The following is a 15,391-nucleotide window of genomic DNA, read 5'->3' as shown; positions in this document are numbered from 1 at the left end:
ATCTTTATTTTGATTTTTGAAGGTATTGTTTGATTTCCGAGAGAAGAATTCTAGCTTCTTCAGTATTAATCTGCATCCCAAAGCGAATAAATTTATCCAAATATTTGAATTCTATTCTTTCCCCTCCTTTTACCCAAAAACTTTGATTGAAAAAATCAGAAAAACTTCCGGTACTTATTTCAATTAATTTTAACTCATCCAATAAATTTAATTCGTATTCATTTATTTTCCCTTTTTGATTGACCTCTCGTTGATAATTAAGTTTCCCACTCTTAAGCCAAATTTTTTCTTTGCCCCATTTCTTCCAAATAAAAGCCCGGGCTATTTTAAATTCATAATATAACCAAAACGCTAAATAAACAATCACAAAAATTTTAGCGTCTTGTTGCACAAGTTGCTTATAATTAAAAAGTACGATAACACCGCAAACCGACCAGGCAAATAACCACAAAAATAAAAGAAATGTCTTTTTCTGATCAGTAGTTGGCAATATAACTATGCTCAGCAAATCATCTTTTTTAAGAATACTTATTCTATCGCTTACAACTTTCATTTTGCCTTCAAATTTAATTATCTTTAACCCAATTGAAGCATAAAATTAGTACTTTAATTTTTTTTCTTGAACATGTCAAACCCGGTTAAAAGTTTAAATCTTACGGACGCCGTAATGATCGTTTCAGGAAGCATGATTGGTTCCGGAATATTTATTGTAAGTGCTGACATGACTCGAGTGTTGGGTTCTCCTTTTTGGGTTTTAATGTGTTGGTTATTGAGTGGAGTAATAACCTTATTTGCGGCATTAAGCTACGGTGAGTTAGCCGGCATGATGCCGGAAGCCGGCGGCCAATTCATCTATATTAAAAAAGCATATGGCAAATTGGTTGCTTTTGTGTATGGTTGGACAGTATTTGCCGTTATACAAACCGGTGTTATCGCAGCAGTTGCTGTGGCTTTTGCGAAATTTATGGGCGTACTCTTTCCCATTTTCGATGAAGGAAATATTATTTTTTCAATTGGGAATTTTAACTTATCAACCACAAAATTACTAGCCGTTTTATCTATAGTTTTACTTACATTTTTGAATTCAAGGGGGATAAATAATGGTAAAATTATTCAACGTGTTTTTACAAGTACAAAAATCTTAGCATTAATTTTTTTAATTATTTTAGGCTTGTTTGCCGCCAGTCATAATTCATATTGGTCCGAAAATCTAAGTATTCCGTTTAATTTTCCGGATTCTGAAAATGGATTTAAGGCAATTGCATCGGCAATGGGAGTTGCTTTAATTGGCGCATTATTTAGTAGCGACGCTTGGAATAATGTTACGTTTATAGCCGGAGAGATTAAAGAGCCGCAACGCAATATTCCCTTAGGATTGTTAATTGGCGTTTTAATGGTTACGGTTTTATATATACTTGCTAACGTGGCTTACTTTATTTTGTTACCGGCTTTAGGGAGTGAAAACGGCACTACTGTATTGGAAAAAGGAATAGCTTTTGCCCAAAATGATAGAGTTGGAACAGCAGCGCTTAGTGTTGTTTTCGGAAATTGGAGTGCAACAATTATGGCCGTTTTTATTGTTATTTCAACTTTTGGATGTAATAATGGGTTGATTCTTTCCGGAGCACGATTGTTTAGTGCTATGGCTAACGATGGGTTATTTTTTAAGAAAGCAAGTTATTTAAATAAACACAATTCTCCTTCGGCTTCGCTTTGGATACAGGCTGCTTGGGCTTCTGTTCTTTGCTTTAGCGGGTCGTATGGTCAATTGTTGGATTATTGCACATTTGCCTCTTTGATTTTTTATATGATCACCATTTCAACTTTGTTTTATTTCAGAAAAACAAAACCACTTGAACCCCGGCCTTACAAAGCTTTTGGTTATCCGGTTATTCCTATTCTTTATATCGGAATTACACTTTTTATTTGCATAGATCTGCTTATCTTTAAACCACAAAATACGGTTGCCGGTTTAGTAATTATGTTTATTGGCATACCCGTTTATTTTATTTTTAAACGCACATTAAAAAAATAATAAATAGTTATTTTGGTTTTAATAGGCAGCAACGCAACGGCTTGTTTTTTCTTTGCTTGCTATGTGTAATCTTACTTTTAATTCGTATTTCAGTTCCCTATTTTATTACGCCTGACGATATACGCATCGAAAATATTATTTCATCTGATTCTAATATTATTAACCGGCAGGTGTTGCAGAATGAAACAATTAACAAGAACCAACGGAATATAAAAAGAAAACCTTTTAATCCAAATCAGATCTCTTTTGAAGGTTTAATTCAGTTGGGTTTCCCCGAGAAAACCGCGCGAATATTTTTAAAATTCAGATCAAAAGGATTTGTTTTTCGAAAAAAAGAAGATTTGAAAAAAGTATATGGCGTAACCGATCAATTGTATAAGGAGGTTAGCCCTTATGTTATTTTGGAGCCTAAACATAAAGTTGAAAATGCCAAATATAGTTCTGCTTCAACAAAAAATAAATTAAGTGTAGAATTAAACTTAGCTGATAGTTTAGCTTTGTTGGAATTAAATGGGGTAGGCCCATCTTATGCCAAAAGGATTTTAAAGTATAGAAATTTGTTAGGGGGATTTACATCTATAAATCAATTAAAAGAAGTATATGGTTTTACAGACGAGTTGTATGAAAAGCTAAAGCCAAATGTTACAGTTAATGCAAGCTTAATCAAAAAACTGGATATTAATAATGCTTCATTTAAAGAGATAAACAAGCATCCCTATATCAGTTACGAATTAACAAAATCAATTTTTAATAGGAGCAGAAAAGAAAGTATAACGCCAACCATATTGTTGGAGCTTACCGCCAATCAAGAATTATTTGAAAAATTAAACCCTTATATTTTATACTAAGGTTCTTTTTTTCCAAACACTTTTTTCAATAAATCTGTTACCCGAGCCATTGGGTCTTTTCTTATTTTCACCTCTTCGTCGGATATTAAAATCATCAATCCATTAATGGCTTTATTGGTAACATATTTATCTAAGTCCGGATTTTGTTTTTTAACGCCCGGTAATTTGTTATAGGTTGTCACTAAAGGATTCCAATACGAAGTAACTTTCACCGTATTAATAGCCTCTTTAACAATGGGTAAAAATTCTGTCTCTAATGGCGAATAGGTTGTCTTTCTCAAATAGTTTGTAGCTGCAGTATCGCTTCCTTTTAAAATAGCAAATCCATCAGATACGCTCATTTTTACAATTGCATTAGTAAAAACAGGCGCTGCTTTTTTAGCCGCTTCTTCGGCTGCCCGATTTAAGCTGGTTTCAAACTCTTTAATTTTTTTCTCCATACCCATTTTCAATAGTTTAGCCCTCATGTCTTTGGCTTCTTCCGGCCAGGGAATAAATAAGCGCGGATTTTTATAATAACCATCTACTTTACTCGCTAAGGAAGAAGAATTATTTGTTCCAATACTTAATGCTTCTTTCAAACCATTTATAACATCTTCGTTAGTGAGTTTAGGCGTATCATCTTTTTTTAATATCGTTTTTGTTTTTTTCTCCAGACTATCTTTTTTAAGTTTTAATTTATCTTTTAAACTCTGTGAGTAAATGCTAAAAGTGCACAAAAGGCTAAGTAAAAAAATTAATTTTTTCATTTTTTCGATTTTATAACTACAAATATAAATTACCTCTTTATCTTTATTGTCACACTTTTTTGTTAATTTAATTATGAAAGCAGAAATAGTTAGTATAGGCGATGAGATTTTAATCGGACAAATTCACAATACCAACAGTGTATGGATAGCGGAGCAATTGAATCTTATGGGGATTCAAGTAGTGCAAATGAGTACGATTAGCGACGATCAAGAAGTAATATTATCGTGTTTAGAAAGTGCAACAAAACGTGCAGATATAGTTTTTATTACCGGAGGATTAGGTCCTACTAAGGATGATGTAACTAAAATGGCTTTTTCAACTTTTTTCAATGCCGAGTTGATTATGGATAACAATACACTGGAGCAAGTACAATCATTTTTTAAATTACGAGGAAGAGCAATGAGTAAGGTGAATGAGATGCAGGCTTTGGTTCCAAGCGGATGTGTTGTTATTCCGAATAAAAACGGAACCGCACCGGGCATGTGGATGTTAAAAAATAAAGTGGTGTTTATTAGTATGCCCGGAGTTCCCTATGAAATGAAAGCAATGATGGAAGAAGTAATTTTGCCAAAAATTAAAAACGAATTTTCATTAGCTGTAAATTTTCATAAAACAGTGCACACCATTGGAATTCCTGAAAGTGTTTTGGCAGAAAAGTTAAATGACTGGGAAGATGCATTGGCCGAAAAAAATATTAAACTGGCTTATTTACCTCAGCCCGGAATTGTTAGGTTAAGAATTTCGTCATCCGGAAAGGATATAAGTTCAATTCAACCAAAAATTGAAAACGAAATAAATGATTTGCAGAAATTGATTGGCGAAAATATTTTCGGAATAGAAGAATTCGGACAATCAAATTTGAAAATGGAACATGTAATTATTGATTTATTGAAAAAACATAATGCAACTGTTGCCTTGGCTGAAAGTTGTACCGGTGGTTACCTGGCTTCATTATTTACGGCCGTTCCCGGAGTTTCAGAAGTTTTGAAGGGTGGAATAGTTCCATATTGTAATGAAGCAAAAATGGAGATTGTTGGTGTTTCTTCCGATGTTATATCTCAACACGGAGCAGTAAGTAAGGAATGTGTTGAACAATTATCTATAAATACTTTGCAAAAATTTAAAAGTGATTATGCTATCTCAATTTCAGGTGTTGCGGGACCGGATGGAGGAAGTGAGGAAAAACCGGTGGGGTTTGTATGGATTTCGGTGGCTTCCAAAAATAAGCTTGTCTCAAAATCGTTTAGGTTTGGAGATAATCGATCAAGAAATATAGTCATGTTCGCAAACACTGCCTTAAATATGCTTCGTATTTTTATTCTGAAAAACGAGCTTGAATAATCACGATTAATGGCCTCTTCTTATCTAAATCGAGTTTAGAGAAACTAAATTCATTTAGCGCGGATAAATATCTGTATAAACGGTAGCTCAATATGTCGATAAATAGACTACTTTTGTCGACAAATTGGAGGATATTATGAAAAACACGTTTTTACTTATTTTGTTGAATTTCTTTGCTTTAAGTGTAATGAAATCTCAAAATCCGTCAGAAATCAAAATTGCAGATCGTAATGAAGCAGCAACAAATGTAAATTTAAAAACAACAACTGCAGAACAAAGTGAATATTTTGGTTACGACAATCAAATCAAAAAAATTTGCGTGAATGAGGCGATTCCTTCGGGTTTACCTTCCAAGCAAGGTTATGCCGATAAAAGTTTATATAAAAAAGCAATTAATGAGTGGTTTAAGGCACACAATGTTTTTGTAAAACCTGAATTTCAAAACACTTTAATTCAAGATTAAAATGAAAAGTTTAAAAATAATTTTTGCAATTGCATTTACAATTTTAGCAAGTAAATCTTTTGCGCAATCTCTTACTTGTTTGTCTCCAACATTAATTTTGAAAGATGCATCACAAAATGGCTGGCCATTAATTGGCACAAATACCATTAACTGTAATTTTGGTGGATTAATAGCGGTAGAAACAGATCCTAAAACTAATTTTCCAACCCTAACCCAAGGTAATTCACCTTGTATTAGAATGCAAACCAGTTTAACTAACACCAACGCAACTACAAACAATTCAATTGCTTTGTTTCAAGGTACGGTTGCACAAGGCGCAGTTTGCGGTACATGTGCGGTAAGTATTCCCAATAATTCACTTTTTACTTTGTATTGGTCAGGATTAGTTCCGTCCATGTCTCATAGTTATGTTTTATGCAATACACTTATCGCACCAAACATGACCTATTCTTTTTACAGCTGTTACGATGATAATTTAATTACCTCAGGAACTTGGAATAACGGTATTGCTAACAATTGTAGTACAGTAACGATTCCGGCAAATACTCCCATAGGAACCGCATCTTTTGTTATTTCACCAACAGTTGTTCCGGCAGCAGTTGTCTTAAACAATGGAGCTGGGTATATTGTATACAATCCGGCTTTAATGGCTCCCGGAATATATTCGGTTACCTATACATTCAATAGCCAAAATTCATGTACAACTAGTGCAACTCGAACTTTTGAAATAGTTAACCCATATGCGGGCCCCGGGTCTGCATGGACAGTACCCTCTCCTTTATGTCCTTATAATTCTTGCGTAAGTTTAAATGCTCAATTAAGTCTTGGTTCTTATACAGGCGGATCATGGAGCGGAACCGGTGTTTCATCTTCCTCGTTTTGCCCTTCTATTTCAGGTAGCGGATCTTTTGCAGTTACTTATTCAGTTGGAATTTCTTCAGTTTGTAGCGCAACAAATACCAATACCATTGTGGTTACTCAACAACCAACTGCGAATGCCGGACCAACAAAATCTTTAACCTGTATTGCTAACCCAACAATACTAACCGGTGGTGGCGGCGGTACTTATTCCTGGTCAGGTCCTGGAGGATTTACTTCTTCAGCACAAAATCCTACGGCTGGAATTTCAGGAACTTATTCTTTAACGGTAAATAATGGAACTTGTGTTTCTCCTCCATCAACCGTTCAGATTGTAACCAACACCACACCGCCAACTTTACCAACAAATACTGTTTCGAACATATTAACCTGTTTAAATCCCAACGCCATAATTAATACAACAGGTTCGGGTGTAACTTATACCTGGTCGGGCCCGGGCATTGTTGCAGGAAGTGCCTCTGCCAACCCAACTGTTAATTTACCGGGAAGTTATGGTTATACGGTAACGAGTACAACCAATGGCTGTACAAGTATTGGATCGGCGTCAGTTTCTCAAAACAATACGGTAAGTGTTTCATTAAGTACGGTGGGAGTTATCACCTGCGTTAATAATTCAGTAACCATTTCTGGAAATCAGCCTACATTCAGTTACACCTGGTCAGCTCCGGGTGGTGGAATAATATTATCCGGCCAATCAACACCTACCGTGAATGTACAAGGCGCTGGAGCCTATACGGCAACCGTTATGAATCCGGCAAATGGATGTACTGCTTCTGCAGTAATGAGCACCAGTGTTAGTACGGTACAAGCAGCGCCAAATGCAGTCGCGTCCGGTACTGTAAATTGCATTGGTAATTCATTTACGCTTTCCTCATCAACTAGTGGAGTTACTTACACCTGGGTTGCTCCTGGTGGAGGTACTGTTACAAGCCCCAATACGGCATCCACAGGAGCTAACGGTTCGGGGGTGTATACTTTAAATGTGACAAATACTTCTAACGGCTGTACTAATACGCGTACCGTATCTCCGGTTACTCAGACAAATTCTCCAACTGCTTCTATTGCGAATAATCCTACAGTTACCTGTACGAACTCTTTCGTTACTATAAACGGAAATCCAGGAGCAGGAGTTACCTATAGCTGGAGTGGTCCGGGAATAGTTGGATCAAATACTGTTCAAAATATTGGCGCAAACGCAGGAGGAATTTATTCCTTAGTGGTAACTAGTAATAGCAACGGATGTACGTCTGCTGTTACCGTAAATATCCCTACTAATTTTGCAACATCTACAATTTCTGCGCTTTCACAAACAGCATCATTAATTTGCGCTACACCTACTGTGGCTCTATCAGGAACAGCAGCTCCTGCGGGAAGTACATATACATGGACTTCTGTTGGAGGAGGTTTTGCCAGTGGAATAAACGGGCAAACTGTTGCAGTTACTACAGCTACTAATTATTATTTAGTGAGTACGCATCCGGTTTCAGGTTGCACCACTTCTTTAACGTATAGTGTTATACCAGATATTAATGCACCAACTTTTACTGTAAGTAATAGTTCGCCAAGCATAACGTGCTTCGGAGCACCTTCTGTTTCAGTTACCATTACCTCAACTATTCCAATTTCATCTTATTCATGGAGTCCAAGCATTGGAATATCAGGCCCTACTAATACCTCAACAGCAACATTTACCTTAGATGGTACTTATACCGCGGTGATTACGGCAACTAATGGTTGTTCCTCTAATGTGGTTATACCGGTAGCTACTGCTACTGATGCACCGGCAATGGTTGCCGGATCAGGAACTGCTCAGGCATTATCTTGTACAAATAGCGTCGTATTAATAGCTCCTGTATTTAGCCCTTCAGCTAATTTAACTTTTACCTGGAGCGGACCTGGAATTGTAGGTTCGGCCAATAACAATAATGTTTTGGTTAATTTACCGGGAAGTTATAGTGTGATAGTTACAAACTCATTAACCGGATGTAGTACAACATCCATTATTGTACCGGTTTCAGGCAACAATACCGCACCTAGTCTAACGGTTGCCAGCAGTTCTTCGCTCGGTATTACTTGTTCTCCTAGCTCAAGCACGGTAAATATCAGCGCAAGTTCTTCCGGAGCGGTAAGTTATAGTTGGAGTACGGGTTCTACTAATTCATCCATTACCACTTCTGTTTCGGGAATATACACTGTTACAGTAACGGATATAGTTTCGGGCTGTGCAACTACAGAAACCATCAACGTACAAAATAATACAACAGCACCTACTTTAACGGCTGATGCCAATGGGAATTTACCTTGTAGTTTGCCGGCATCAACTACCTTAAATGCGGTAAGTTCTAATACCTCAAATACCTACTCGTGGAATGGACCGTTAAACGGAATTCAGTCCGGATCTAATACAGCTAATCCTGTAGTTAGTTTACCGGGCGCATACACAGTGATTGTTACAGATGCGGTAACCGGTTGTACAACTTCAGCTCTGGTGAATGTAAGTCAGGTTACTGTTAATGCTTTAGCTGTTCCTAACGTAACGGTTGGCGATTTACCGTTAACTATAACTTTTTCAAATGCCAGTACCGGCGCAACCACCTATTCCTGGAATTTAGGGGATGGAAGTACCACCAGTTCATCTGATCCGTCTAATACCTATTCTACTTCCGGTTCTTATACCATTATTTTATATGCCATGAACGGTTCTTGCATGAGTTCTGATACCATTGTCATTAAAGTAAATACCGGACTTGAAATTCCGCAGGTATTCACGCCGAACGGTGATAATAAAAACGATGTATTCTTTATTAAAGGCTTGGATGTTTATCCGAAGAATATTTTAAAGATTTTTAATCGTTGGGGTAATCCTGTTTATTCGGCTGAACCGTATTTAAATGATTGGGATGGCGTTCCGAATGAAGCCGGAAAAACAGGTTCAGGAAAATTACCATCAGCTACCTACTATTATATTCTGGATTTACAAGATGGTAAAACCGAAGTGTTCAAAGGCTACGTACAAATTCAGTATTAATTAATTGATTAATATTTTTAAAATGAAAATAAATAAAATAACTTTCGCGATTCTGTTCATGTTATCCTTGAGCCAATTAAAAGCTCAGCAGGAAATTCAGAATTCATTTTACATGTTTAACAGCTCTGTTTTAAATCCGGCCTATGCGGGTAGCAGAGATGCATTAAGTTTGGTTTTAGATTATCGAAATCAATGGACCGGATGGGAAGGTGCTCCTCAAACGGCAAACTTTATTGCGCATACGCCATTGGTACGCGAATCAATTGGCGTGGGATTAAATGTGATGAGTGATAAAGTTGGTCCGACAGAAAAAACTTCTGCCTTTGCGGATTTTGCATATCGCATCAAATTAAATTCTAAAAATGACAGATTATGTTTTGGATTAAGAAGCGGTGTTGATATGATACGAAATGCCTTTACCGATTTGAAAATAAATGATGAAACGGATCCGTTTAGAAGCAACAATGTCAATTTTAATACCAACGCTTTTAATTTTGGAGCTGGCATTTATTATTACGGTAAGCGTCATTTTTTAGGATTCACAGCGCCAAAGGTTATTCCATCACAAATGACTAAGGATGCCCTGTTCTCTGGTTCTAAGCAAGTATTACATTACTATTTAATTGGCGGCTATGTTTTCAAATTAAATAGCTTATGGGATTTAAAACCCGGTTTCGCTTTAAAATACACGCAAAATGCCCCTCTTTCCATTGACGGAAATATTTCTTTATTATTTAACGATAAAATCTGGTTTGGTTTAATGTATCGTCACGGCGCAGCTGCCGGCGCCAATGTAGTTTATAATATCAATAAGCAATTTAGAATCGGATATGCTTACGATTATACTTTAACTAACATGAGCAGTTATAGCCCGAGCACGCATGAAGTATTATTAGGTTTTGATTTTATTCCTCGTCAAAAAGCTTTGAAGTCACCTCGTTATTTTTAATTGTACAATAAAGTAAAATGAAAAAGAATATAGTATACGCTTTATTGGTTGTCTCAATTCAAGTGAGCGCCCAGTCGTTTAAAGAAAAAATTGCTGATAAAAAGTTTGATAATTTAGAATACGCTTCTGCATCGGATATGTATGAAGAATTATCCAGAAGTAAACACCCTAAAATAAAGTATTACGTGAGAGCAGGCGAATGTAATTTAAATGCAGGAAATTACACCGATGCGCAAACTTATTACGATAAAGCCTATTCCAATACCGGAATGACTGATCATGATTTATATAATTACTATCAGGTATTAAAGTACAATTCACATTATGATAAGGCCAATGAGGTTTTTTCTAAAATAAATGATAATCAATACAAATTAATTCGCGATAACATCAATAAACACAAAGCTTTTAAAGCGGAATTAATGAAAGATTCGGGCAATTATGAAATAAAACTTTTAGATATCAATTCAGATGAAAGCGATTTTTGTCCTTACGTGATAAAAAACGAATTGTATTTTTTATCCTCGCGTCGTAACACGGCTTTTAAAGGAGCTAAATATGGTTGGGATAATTCTTACTACCTAGATGTATATAAAGGATATATTGATGGAGAAAAAGTAAAAGGAGAAGAACATGTTAAGGAAGGACTAAAAACAAAAGTACACGAAGGTCCTTTATGCTTTACAAAGGATGGAAATACGCAATTCATCACCAGAAATAATTTCTTTCATAAAAAAATGAAAGAAGGAAAAGAACACAAAGTCAATTTAAAAATATACATCCGGAAAAAGGAAAATGAAAAGTGGAGTGACTGGTCGGAATTTCCATATAATAGCGATGATTACTCTTGCGGACATCCTGCTGTGAGTAGCGATGGAAAAACTTTATTTTTTGTTTCTGATATGCCGGGCACTTTGGGGATGTCGGATATTTGGGTAAGTCACTTAGGAAATAACAATGAATGGAGTAAACCCGAAAATTTAGGCCAACATGTAAATTCTGAAGGAAGAGAAATGTTCCCTACTTTTTTTGAAGATGAGGTTTTGTTTTTTGCCAGTGATGGTAAAATAGGATTGGGCGGTTTAGATTTATTTTATACCGTGCCCGGGGGCGATGGTTATTTTGAAGCACAGAACTTAGGATACCCGATTAATTCATCCCATGATGATTTTGGAATTTATGCAATGACATCAACCGGAGGCTATTTATCCAGTAACCGTGGAAATGCAAAAGATGATATTTATAGCTTCAATGCTAAACGACCTATCATCAGCAGTATTATCAACTTAATTGTGTTAGATAAAGAAAGTAAACAGATTTTACCCGGGGCTGATGTGGCTTTAATTGGAGAAGACGGAAAACAATTAGGACATTTTATTGCCGATGAAAAGGGCGAAGTAAAAATGAATGTATTGCCCGGAAAAAATTACAAGCTAAAAACACAAAAAGACGAGTATAAAGAAAGTGTAGCTGTAATTCATGAAAAAGATTTGGCCGCATTAGCGAATAGCAAAAAGGAAATTTTCATTGAAAAGAAGATTTACGGTTTATTGGGTATTATTGCCGATGCCGAAACCTTTGCGCCAATAGATGGCGTGAAAGTAACTTTAACTGATGCCTATAACAAATCAAATGTGTTGACTTTTACTACGGATAAGGAAGGAGATTTTAAACATATTTACAAGGACAAGAAAAAAGGAGATGACGTTTCCTATATTGTAAAATTGGAAAAACCGGGCTATGTAACCAAAACACAGCCTGTAGATTTTATCTTTAAAAAAGAAGGATATATTTTATTGCATGATTTTTTAAATACTAAAATGTATAAAATTAAGTTAGGGGCTGATTTAGGAAAAATGGTTGATCTTAAACCCATTTATTTTGATTTAGGAAAATGGACCATCAGACAAGATGCAAGTTTTGAGTTAGATAAAATTGTGAATTTGATGATGGAAAATCCTTCCATGACTATAGAATTAGGCTCTCATACAGATTGCAGGGGTTCGGCCGCAAGTAATAGAGCGCTTTCTGATAAGCGTGCCAAATCAAGCGCGGCTTATATTGTTTCAAAGGGAATTGATAAATCCAGAATTTACGGAAAAGGATATGGGGAGTCTAAACTCATTAACGGTTGTAAGTGCGAAGGAAAAGTAGTTTCTAAATGTGATGAAGATACACATGCTCAAAACCGAAGAACAGAATTTAAAATCGTAAAGATTAAAAACTAAGTCAAAAGAAAGGGGGAGTATTTACTCCTCTTTTTTATTTACACAATCGTATAAATTTTCGCAAGGCTTTATGGCTTACTAAGGGTGATTCTAAAAAACCAAAATGCCCATCGTGTTCTAAATATAAAACGCTGCCTTTTTTTAGTTTTTTAGATTGTGCGAGTAATTGATCGGCGGGTAAAACATTATCGTGTTCACCAATTACCATCATCACCGGATATTTCACCAGATTTAAAATAATATCACGTGCAACTCTGTCACGCATGCCGTGAAGAGCAGCCACTATTCCTTCCTTGCTTGTTTTTTTGGCAATACTGTTAGCAAATGAAATTTCTTTTTTTAAATACTTCAGGTTTTTTGCGGCAAATAAATTTTTAATAGTATTGCGTGTATACAAACCCCGGTTCGCTTTTACAGCGGTAATGGCTCTTAATCTATCGGTCTTTTTTTCTTTAGTATCGGCATAAGCTGTACTATGATATAAGCATAACCCTAAAAGGTAATCCGGAAAAAGATCGGCAAAAGCCAGTGCCACATAACCTCCCATACTGTGACCTATGATAACAGCACGTTTAATTTTTAAATGATCCAATACGGCTTTTACGCATTTGGCCATTAACTCCATATTGTGTGCATAACCAAAACAAGGTGTTGCCCCGTGTCCCGGAAGATCAATGGAAATTACTCTGTAAGTTTTAGAAAGATTATTTTGAGTTTGCTCCCAAATTTTATGCGAGCCTAAAAAACCATGCAACAAAACAATTGCTTTGCCTTTACCTGTATCAGAAAAATAAACCTTCTCTTTTTTATAGAGACCGTGCTTAAGCATGAATTGTTTTACTCATCAAATCCTCAATCTCTTCTGCTTCTATAGGTATATTTTTCATTAAATCCATTTGTCCACCTGTGGTAATGAGAATATTATTTTCTAATCGTATGCCTAAATTTTCTTCTCGAATGTAAATGCCGGGTTCAACCGTAAATACCATACCGGCCTGCATAGGTTCTGTAAAAAACCCTACATCATGCACATCTAATCCTAAAAAGTGAGAAGTGCCATGCATAAAATATTTTTTATAAGCCGGCCAAGATGGATTCTGACGTTTTACCTCATCGGATTTTATTAATCCCAATTGCAATAACTCCTCGGTCATTAATTCTCCTACGGCTTTATTGTATTTATCAAAGGTTTGTCCGGGTAATAACATTTTAGTGGCTGCTCTTTTTACACGTAAAACAGCATTGTAAACTTCTTTTTGTCTTTTCGTAAATTTCCCGCTCACCGGTAAACATCGTGTCATATCACTGGCGTAGTTGGCGTATTCTGCAGCAACATCCAATAAAATTACATCTCCGGCTTTACATTGTTTATTATTATCAATATAATGCAAAACACATGCACTTAATCCGCTGGCAATAATGGGTGTATATGCAAAACCGTTAGAGCGATTGCTTATAAATTCATGAATTAATTCGGCTTCAATTTCATATTCCCACACGCCGGGTTTAATAAAGTTCAATAATCTTCTGAATCCTTTTTCCGTAATATCACAGGCTTGTTGAATTAGTTCAAGTTCCTCTGTACTTTTTACCGAACGTATTTTATGCATAATAGGGGCACTGCGCTCAATTTTATGTAAAGGGTATTTAGCCAGGATGGAGGCATTAAAACGCATTTCGGCCGTTTCTACTTTAATGTATTGTCGGGCGTGTTCGTTACTGTTTAAATATAAATTTTCAGCCTGAAAAAAGAAGGGCTGCATCACTTTATCGAATTCGTGTATCCAATACACGTGTTCAATGCCGCTCACCAAAGTGGCTTGCTCCTTGGTTAGTTTTGCACCTTCCCATATGGCAATTAATTCACTGGTTTCTCTTACAAAAAGTATTTCTTTATGTTTTCCATCTTTTACGTCCGGAAAAATAACTAAAATGGTATCTTCTTGGTCAACGCCGGTTAAATAAAATAAATCGCTATTTTGTTTAAATCCCATTCCGCCGTCGGCATTGGTGGGCATGATGTCATTACTCACAAATACAGCCATTGAATTAGGCTTTAAATAATTTTTAAATTTATTGCGATTTCCAATAAATAAGTCGTTGCTGATGGCGTGGTATTTCATGATATTAGATTGGTTGGACTAAATTAGCATAAAGCATACGATTATCAAAATGAAAATGAGTCCAATAAAAGGGCATTACGGAAAAAAAAATTTAGATAAAAAATAGAAAAAATGTTGATTTTTTTGAGAATTAATAAACTATATTTGTGTGATTAGATTTAAAAATTATGATTGATTTAACAGGAATTATTTCCATTTCAGGACAACCGGGATTGTTTAAAATTATTGCGCAAAGCAAAAATGGAATAATAGTTGAAGGTTTAGCTGATAAAAAGCGAGTAAATATAGTATCCACAACTAAGGTTTCTACCCTAACAGACATCAGTATGTTTACTACCGGTGAAGACAAACCCATTGAGGAAATTGTTACATCCATTTTTGAAAAAGAAAAAGGTGGCGTTGCTGTAGATAGTAAAGCGGATGATAAAACCATTGAAAAATATTTCAGTGAGATATTAGCCGATTACGATAAAGAACGTGTATATATCAGTAATATGAGAAAATTATTCAGCTGGTATAATATTTTACAGGCTACCGGTAATCTCAAAAAGAAGGAAGAAAACGCAGAGGCTGACGAAAAAACAATTGCCGCGACCAAAGCTTTAGAAGAAAAAAATAAAGCTACGCACAAAGCGGGAGGAAAAGACACGACGAATGTAAAAACAAGCGCCGGCGTTAAAAAAACAACCGGAGTAAGAAAAACAGGCACAGCCTAATAATACTAAAATTTGAAAAAAGCCGTTTATA

General features: G+C 35.8%; 12 protein-coding genes. 8 read left to right on the top strand and 4 right to left on the bottom strand.

What is annotated here, in order from left to right:
* Nucleotides 1-4 precede the first annotated feature (4 nt).
* A complete protein-coding gene (locus IPM51_13710) occupies nt 5-553 on the bottom strand; it encodes a hypothetical protein (protein ID MBK9285353.1) in 549 nt (182 codons plus the stop codon).
* Between the two features lie 72 nt (nt 554-625).
* On the opposite strand from IPM51_13710, the gene IPM51_13705 reads away from it, so the two are divergent.
* The gene (locus IPM51_13705) at nt 626-2,035 is read left to right on the top strand and encodes an amino acid permease (protein ID MBK9285352.1); all 1,410 of its coding nucleotides are present in this window, start codon (nt 626-628) and stop codon (nt 2,033-2,035) included.
* A 56-nt stretch (nt 2,036-2,091) separates the two neighbouring features.
* Nucleotides 2,092-2,883 carry a helix-hairpin-helix domain-containing protein gene (locus IPM51_13700; GenBank protein ID MBK9285351.1) on the top strand — a complete coding sequence of 264 codons (792 nt, stop codon included), beginning with the start codon at nt 2,092-2,094 and terminating at the stop codon, nt 2,881-2,883.
* Here the strand turns inward: IPM51_13700 and IPM51_13695 are convergent.
* The gene (locus tag IPM51_13695) at nt 2,880-3,632 is read right to left on the bottom strand and encodes a DUF4197 domain-containing protein (GenBank protein MBK9285350.1); all 753 of its coding nucleotides are present in this window, start codon (nt 3,630-3,632) and stop codon (nt 2,880-2,882) included. The genes IPM51_13700 and IPM51_13695 overlap by 4 nt on opposite strands.
* Nucleotides 3,633-3,705: 73 nt before the next feature.
* Between IPM51_13695 and IPM51_13690 the strand changes: the two genes are divergently transcribed.
* From IPM51_13690 to IPM51_13670, 5 genes are all read left to right on the top strand, one after another.
* Nucleotides 3,706-4,974 (top strand): competence/damage-inducible protein A, encoded by a 1,269-nt coding sequence (locus IPM51_13690; protein MBK9285349.1) that lies wholly within the window; start codon nt 3,706-3,708, stop codon nt 4,972-4,974.
* A gap of 187 nt (nt 4,975-5,161) precedes the next feature.
* The gene (locus tag IPM51_13685; GenBank protein MBK9285348.1) at nt 5,162-5,437 is read left to right on the top strand and encodes a hypothetical protein; all 276 of its coding nucleotides are present in this window, start codon (nt 5,162-5,164) and stop codon (nt 5,435-5,437) included.
* A gap of 1 nt (nt 5,438) precedes the next feature.
* A complete protein-coding gene (locus tag IPM51_13680) occupies nt 5,439-9,344 on the top strand; it encodes a gliding motility-associated C-terminal domain-containing protein (protein ID MBK9285347.1) in 3,906 nt (1,301 codons plus the stop codon).
* Nucleotides 9,345-9,366: 22 nt separating this feature from the next.
* Nucleotides 9,367-10,293 carry a type IX secretion system membrane protein PorP/SprF gene (locus tag IPM51_13675; GenBank protein ID MBK9285346.1) on the top strand — a complete coding sequence of 309 codons (927 nt, stop codon included), beginning with the start codon at nt 9,367-9,369 and terminating at the stop codon, nt 10,291-10,293.
* A 17-nt stretch (nt 10,294-10,310) separates the two neighbouring features.
* On the top strand, nt 10,311-12,521 hold the full coding sequence (locus tag IPM51_13670) for an OmpA family protein (GenBank protein ID MBK9285345.1): 2,211 nt from the start codon (nt 10,311-10,313) through the stop codon (nt 12,519-12,521).
* 34 nt (nt 12,522-12,555) lie between these two features.
* On the opposite strand, the gene IPM51_13665 is transcribed toward IPM51_13670, so the two are convergent.
* A complete protein-coding gene (locus IPM51_13665) occupies nt 12,556-13,350 on the bottom strand; it encodes an alpha/beta hydrolase (protein ID MBK9285344.1) in 795 nt (264 codons plus the stop codon).
* Complete coding sequence (locus tag IPM51_13660; GenBank protein MBK9285343.1) at nt 13,343-14,644, bottom strand: aminopeptidase P family protein; 1,302 nt, start codon at nt 14,642-14,644, stop codon at nt 13,343-13,345. Before IPM51_13660 ends, IPM51_13665 begins: the two co-directional genes overlap by 8 nt.
* A gap of 170 nt (nt 14,645-14,814) precedes the next feature.
* Between IPM51_13660 and IPM51_13655 the strand changes: the two genes are divergently transcribed.
* Nucleotides 14,815-15,360 (top strand): DUF5606 domain-containing protein, encoded by a 546-nt coding sequence (locus IPM51_13655; protein MBK9285342.1) that lies wholly within the window; start codon nt 14,815-14,817, stop codon nt 15,358-15,360.
* Nucleotides 15,361-15,391 lie beyond the last annotated feature (31 nt).

This window comes from Sphingobacteriaceae bacterium (genome assembly GCA_016715905.1).
GTDB lineage: Bacteria > Bacteroidota > Bacteroidia > B-17B0 > Aurantibacillaceae > Aurantibacillus.
Note: the sequence above shows the minus strand (reverse complement) of the source record. Positions and strands in the feature narration are given on the sequence as shown.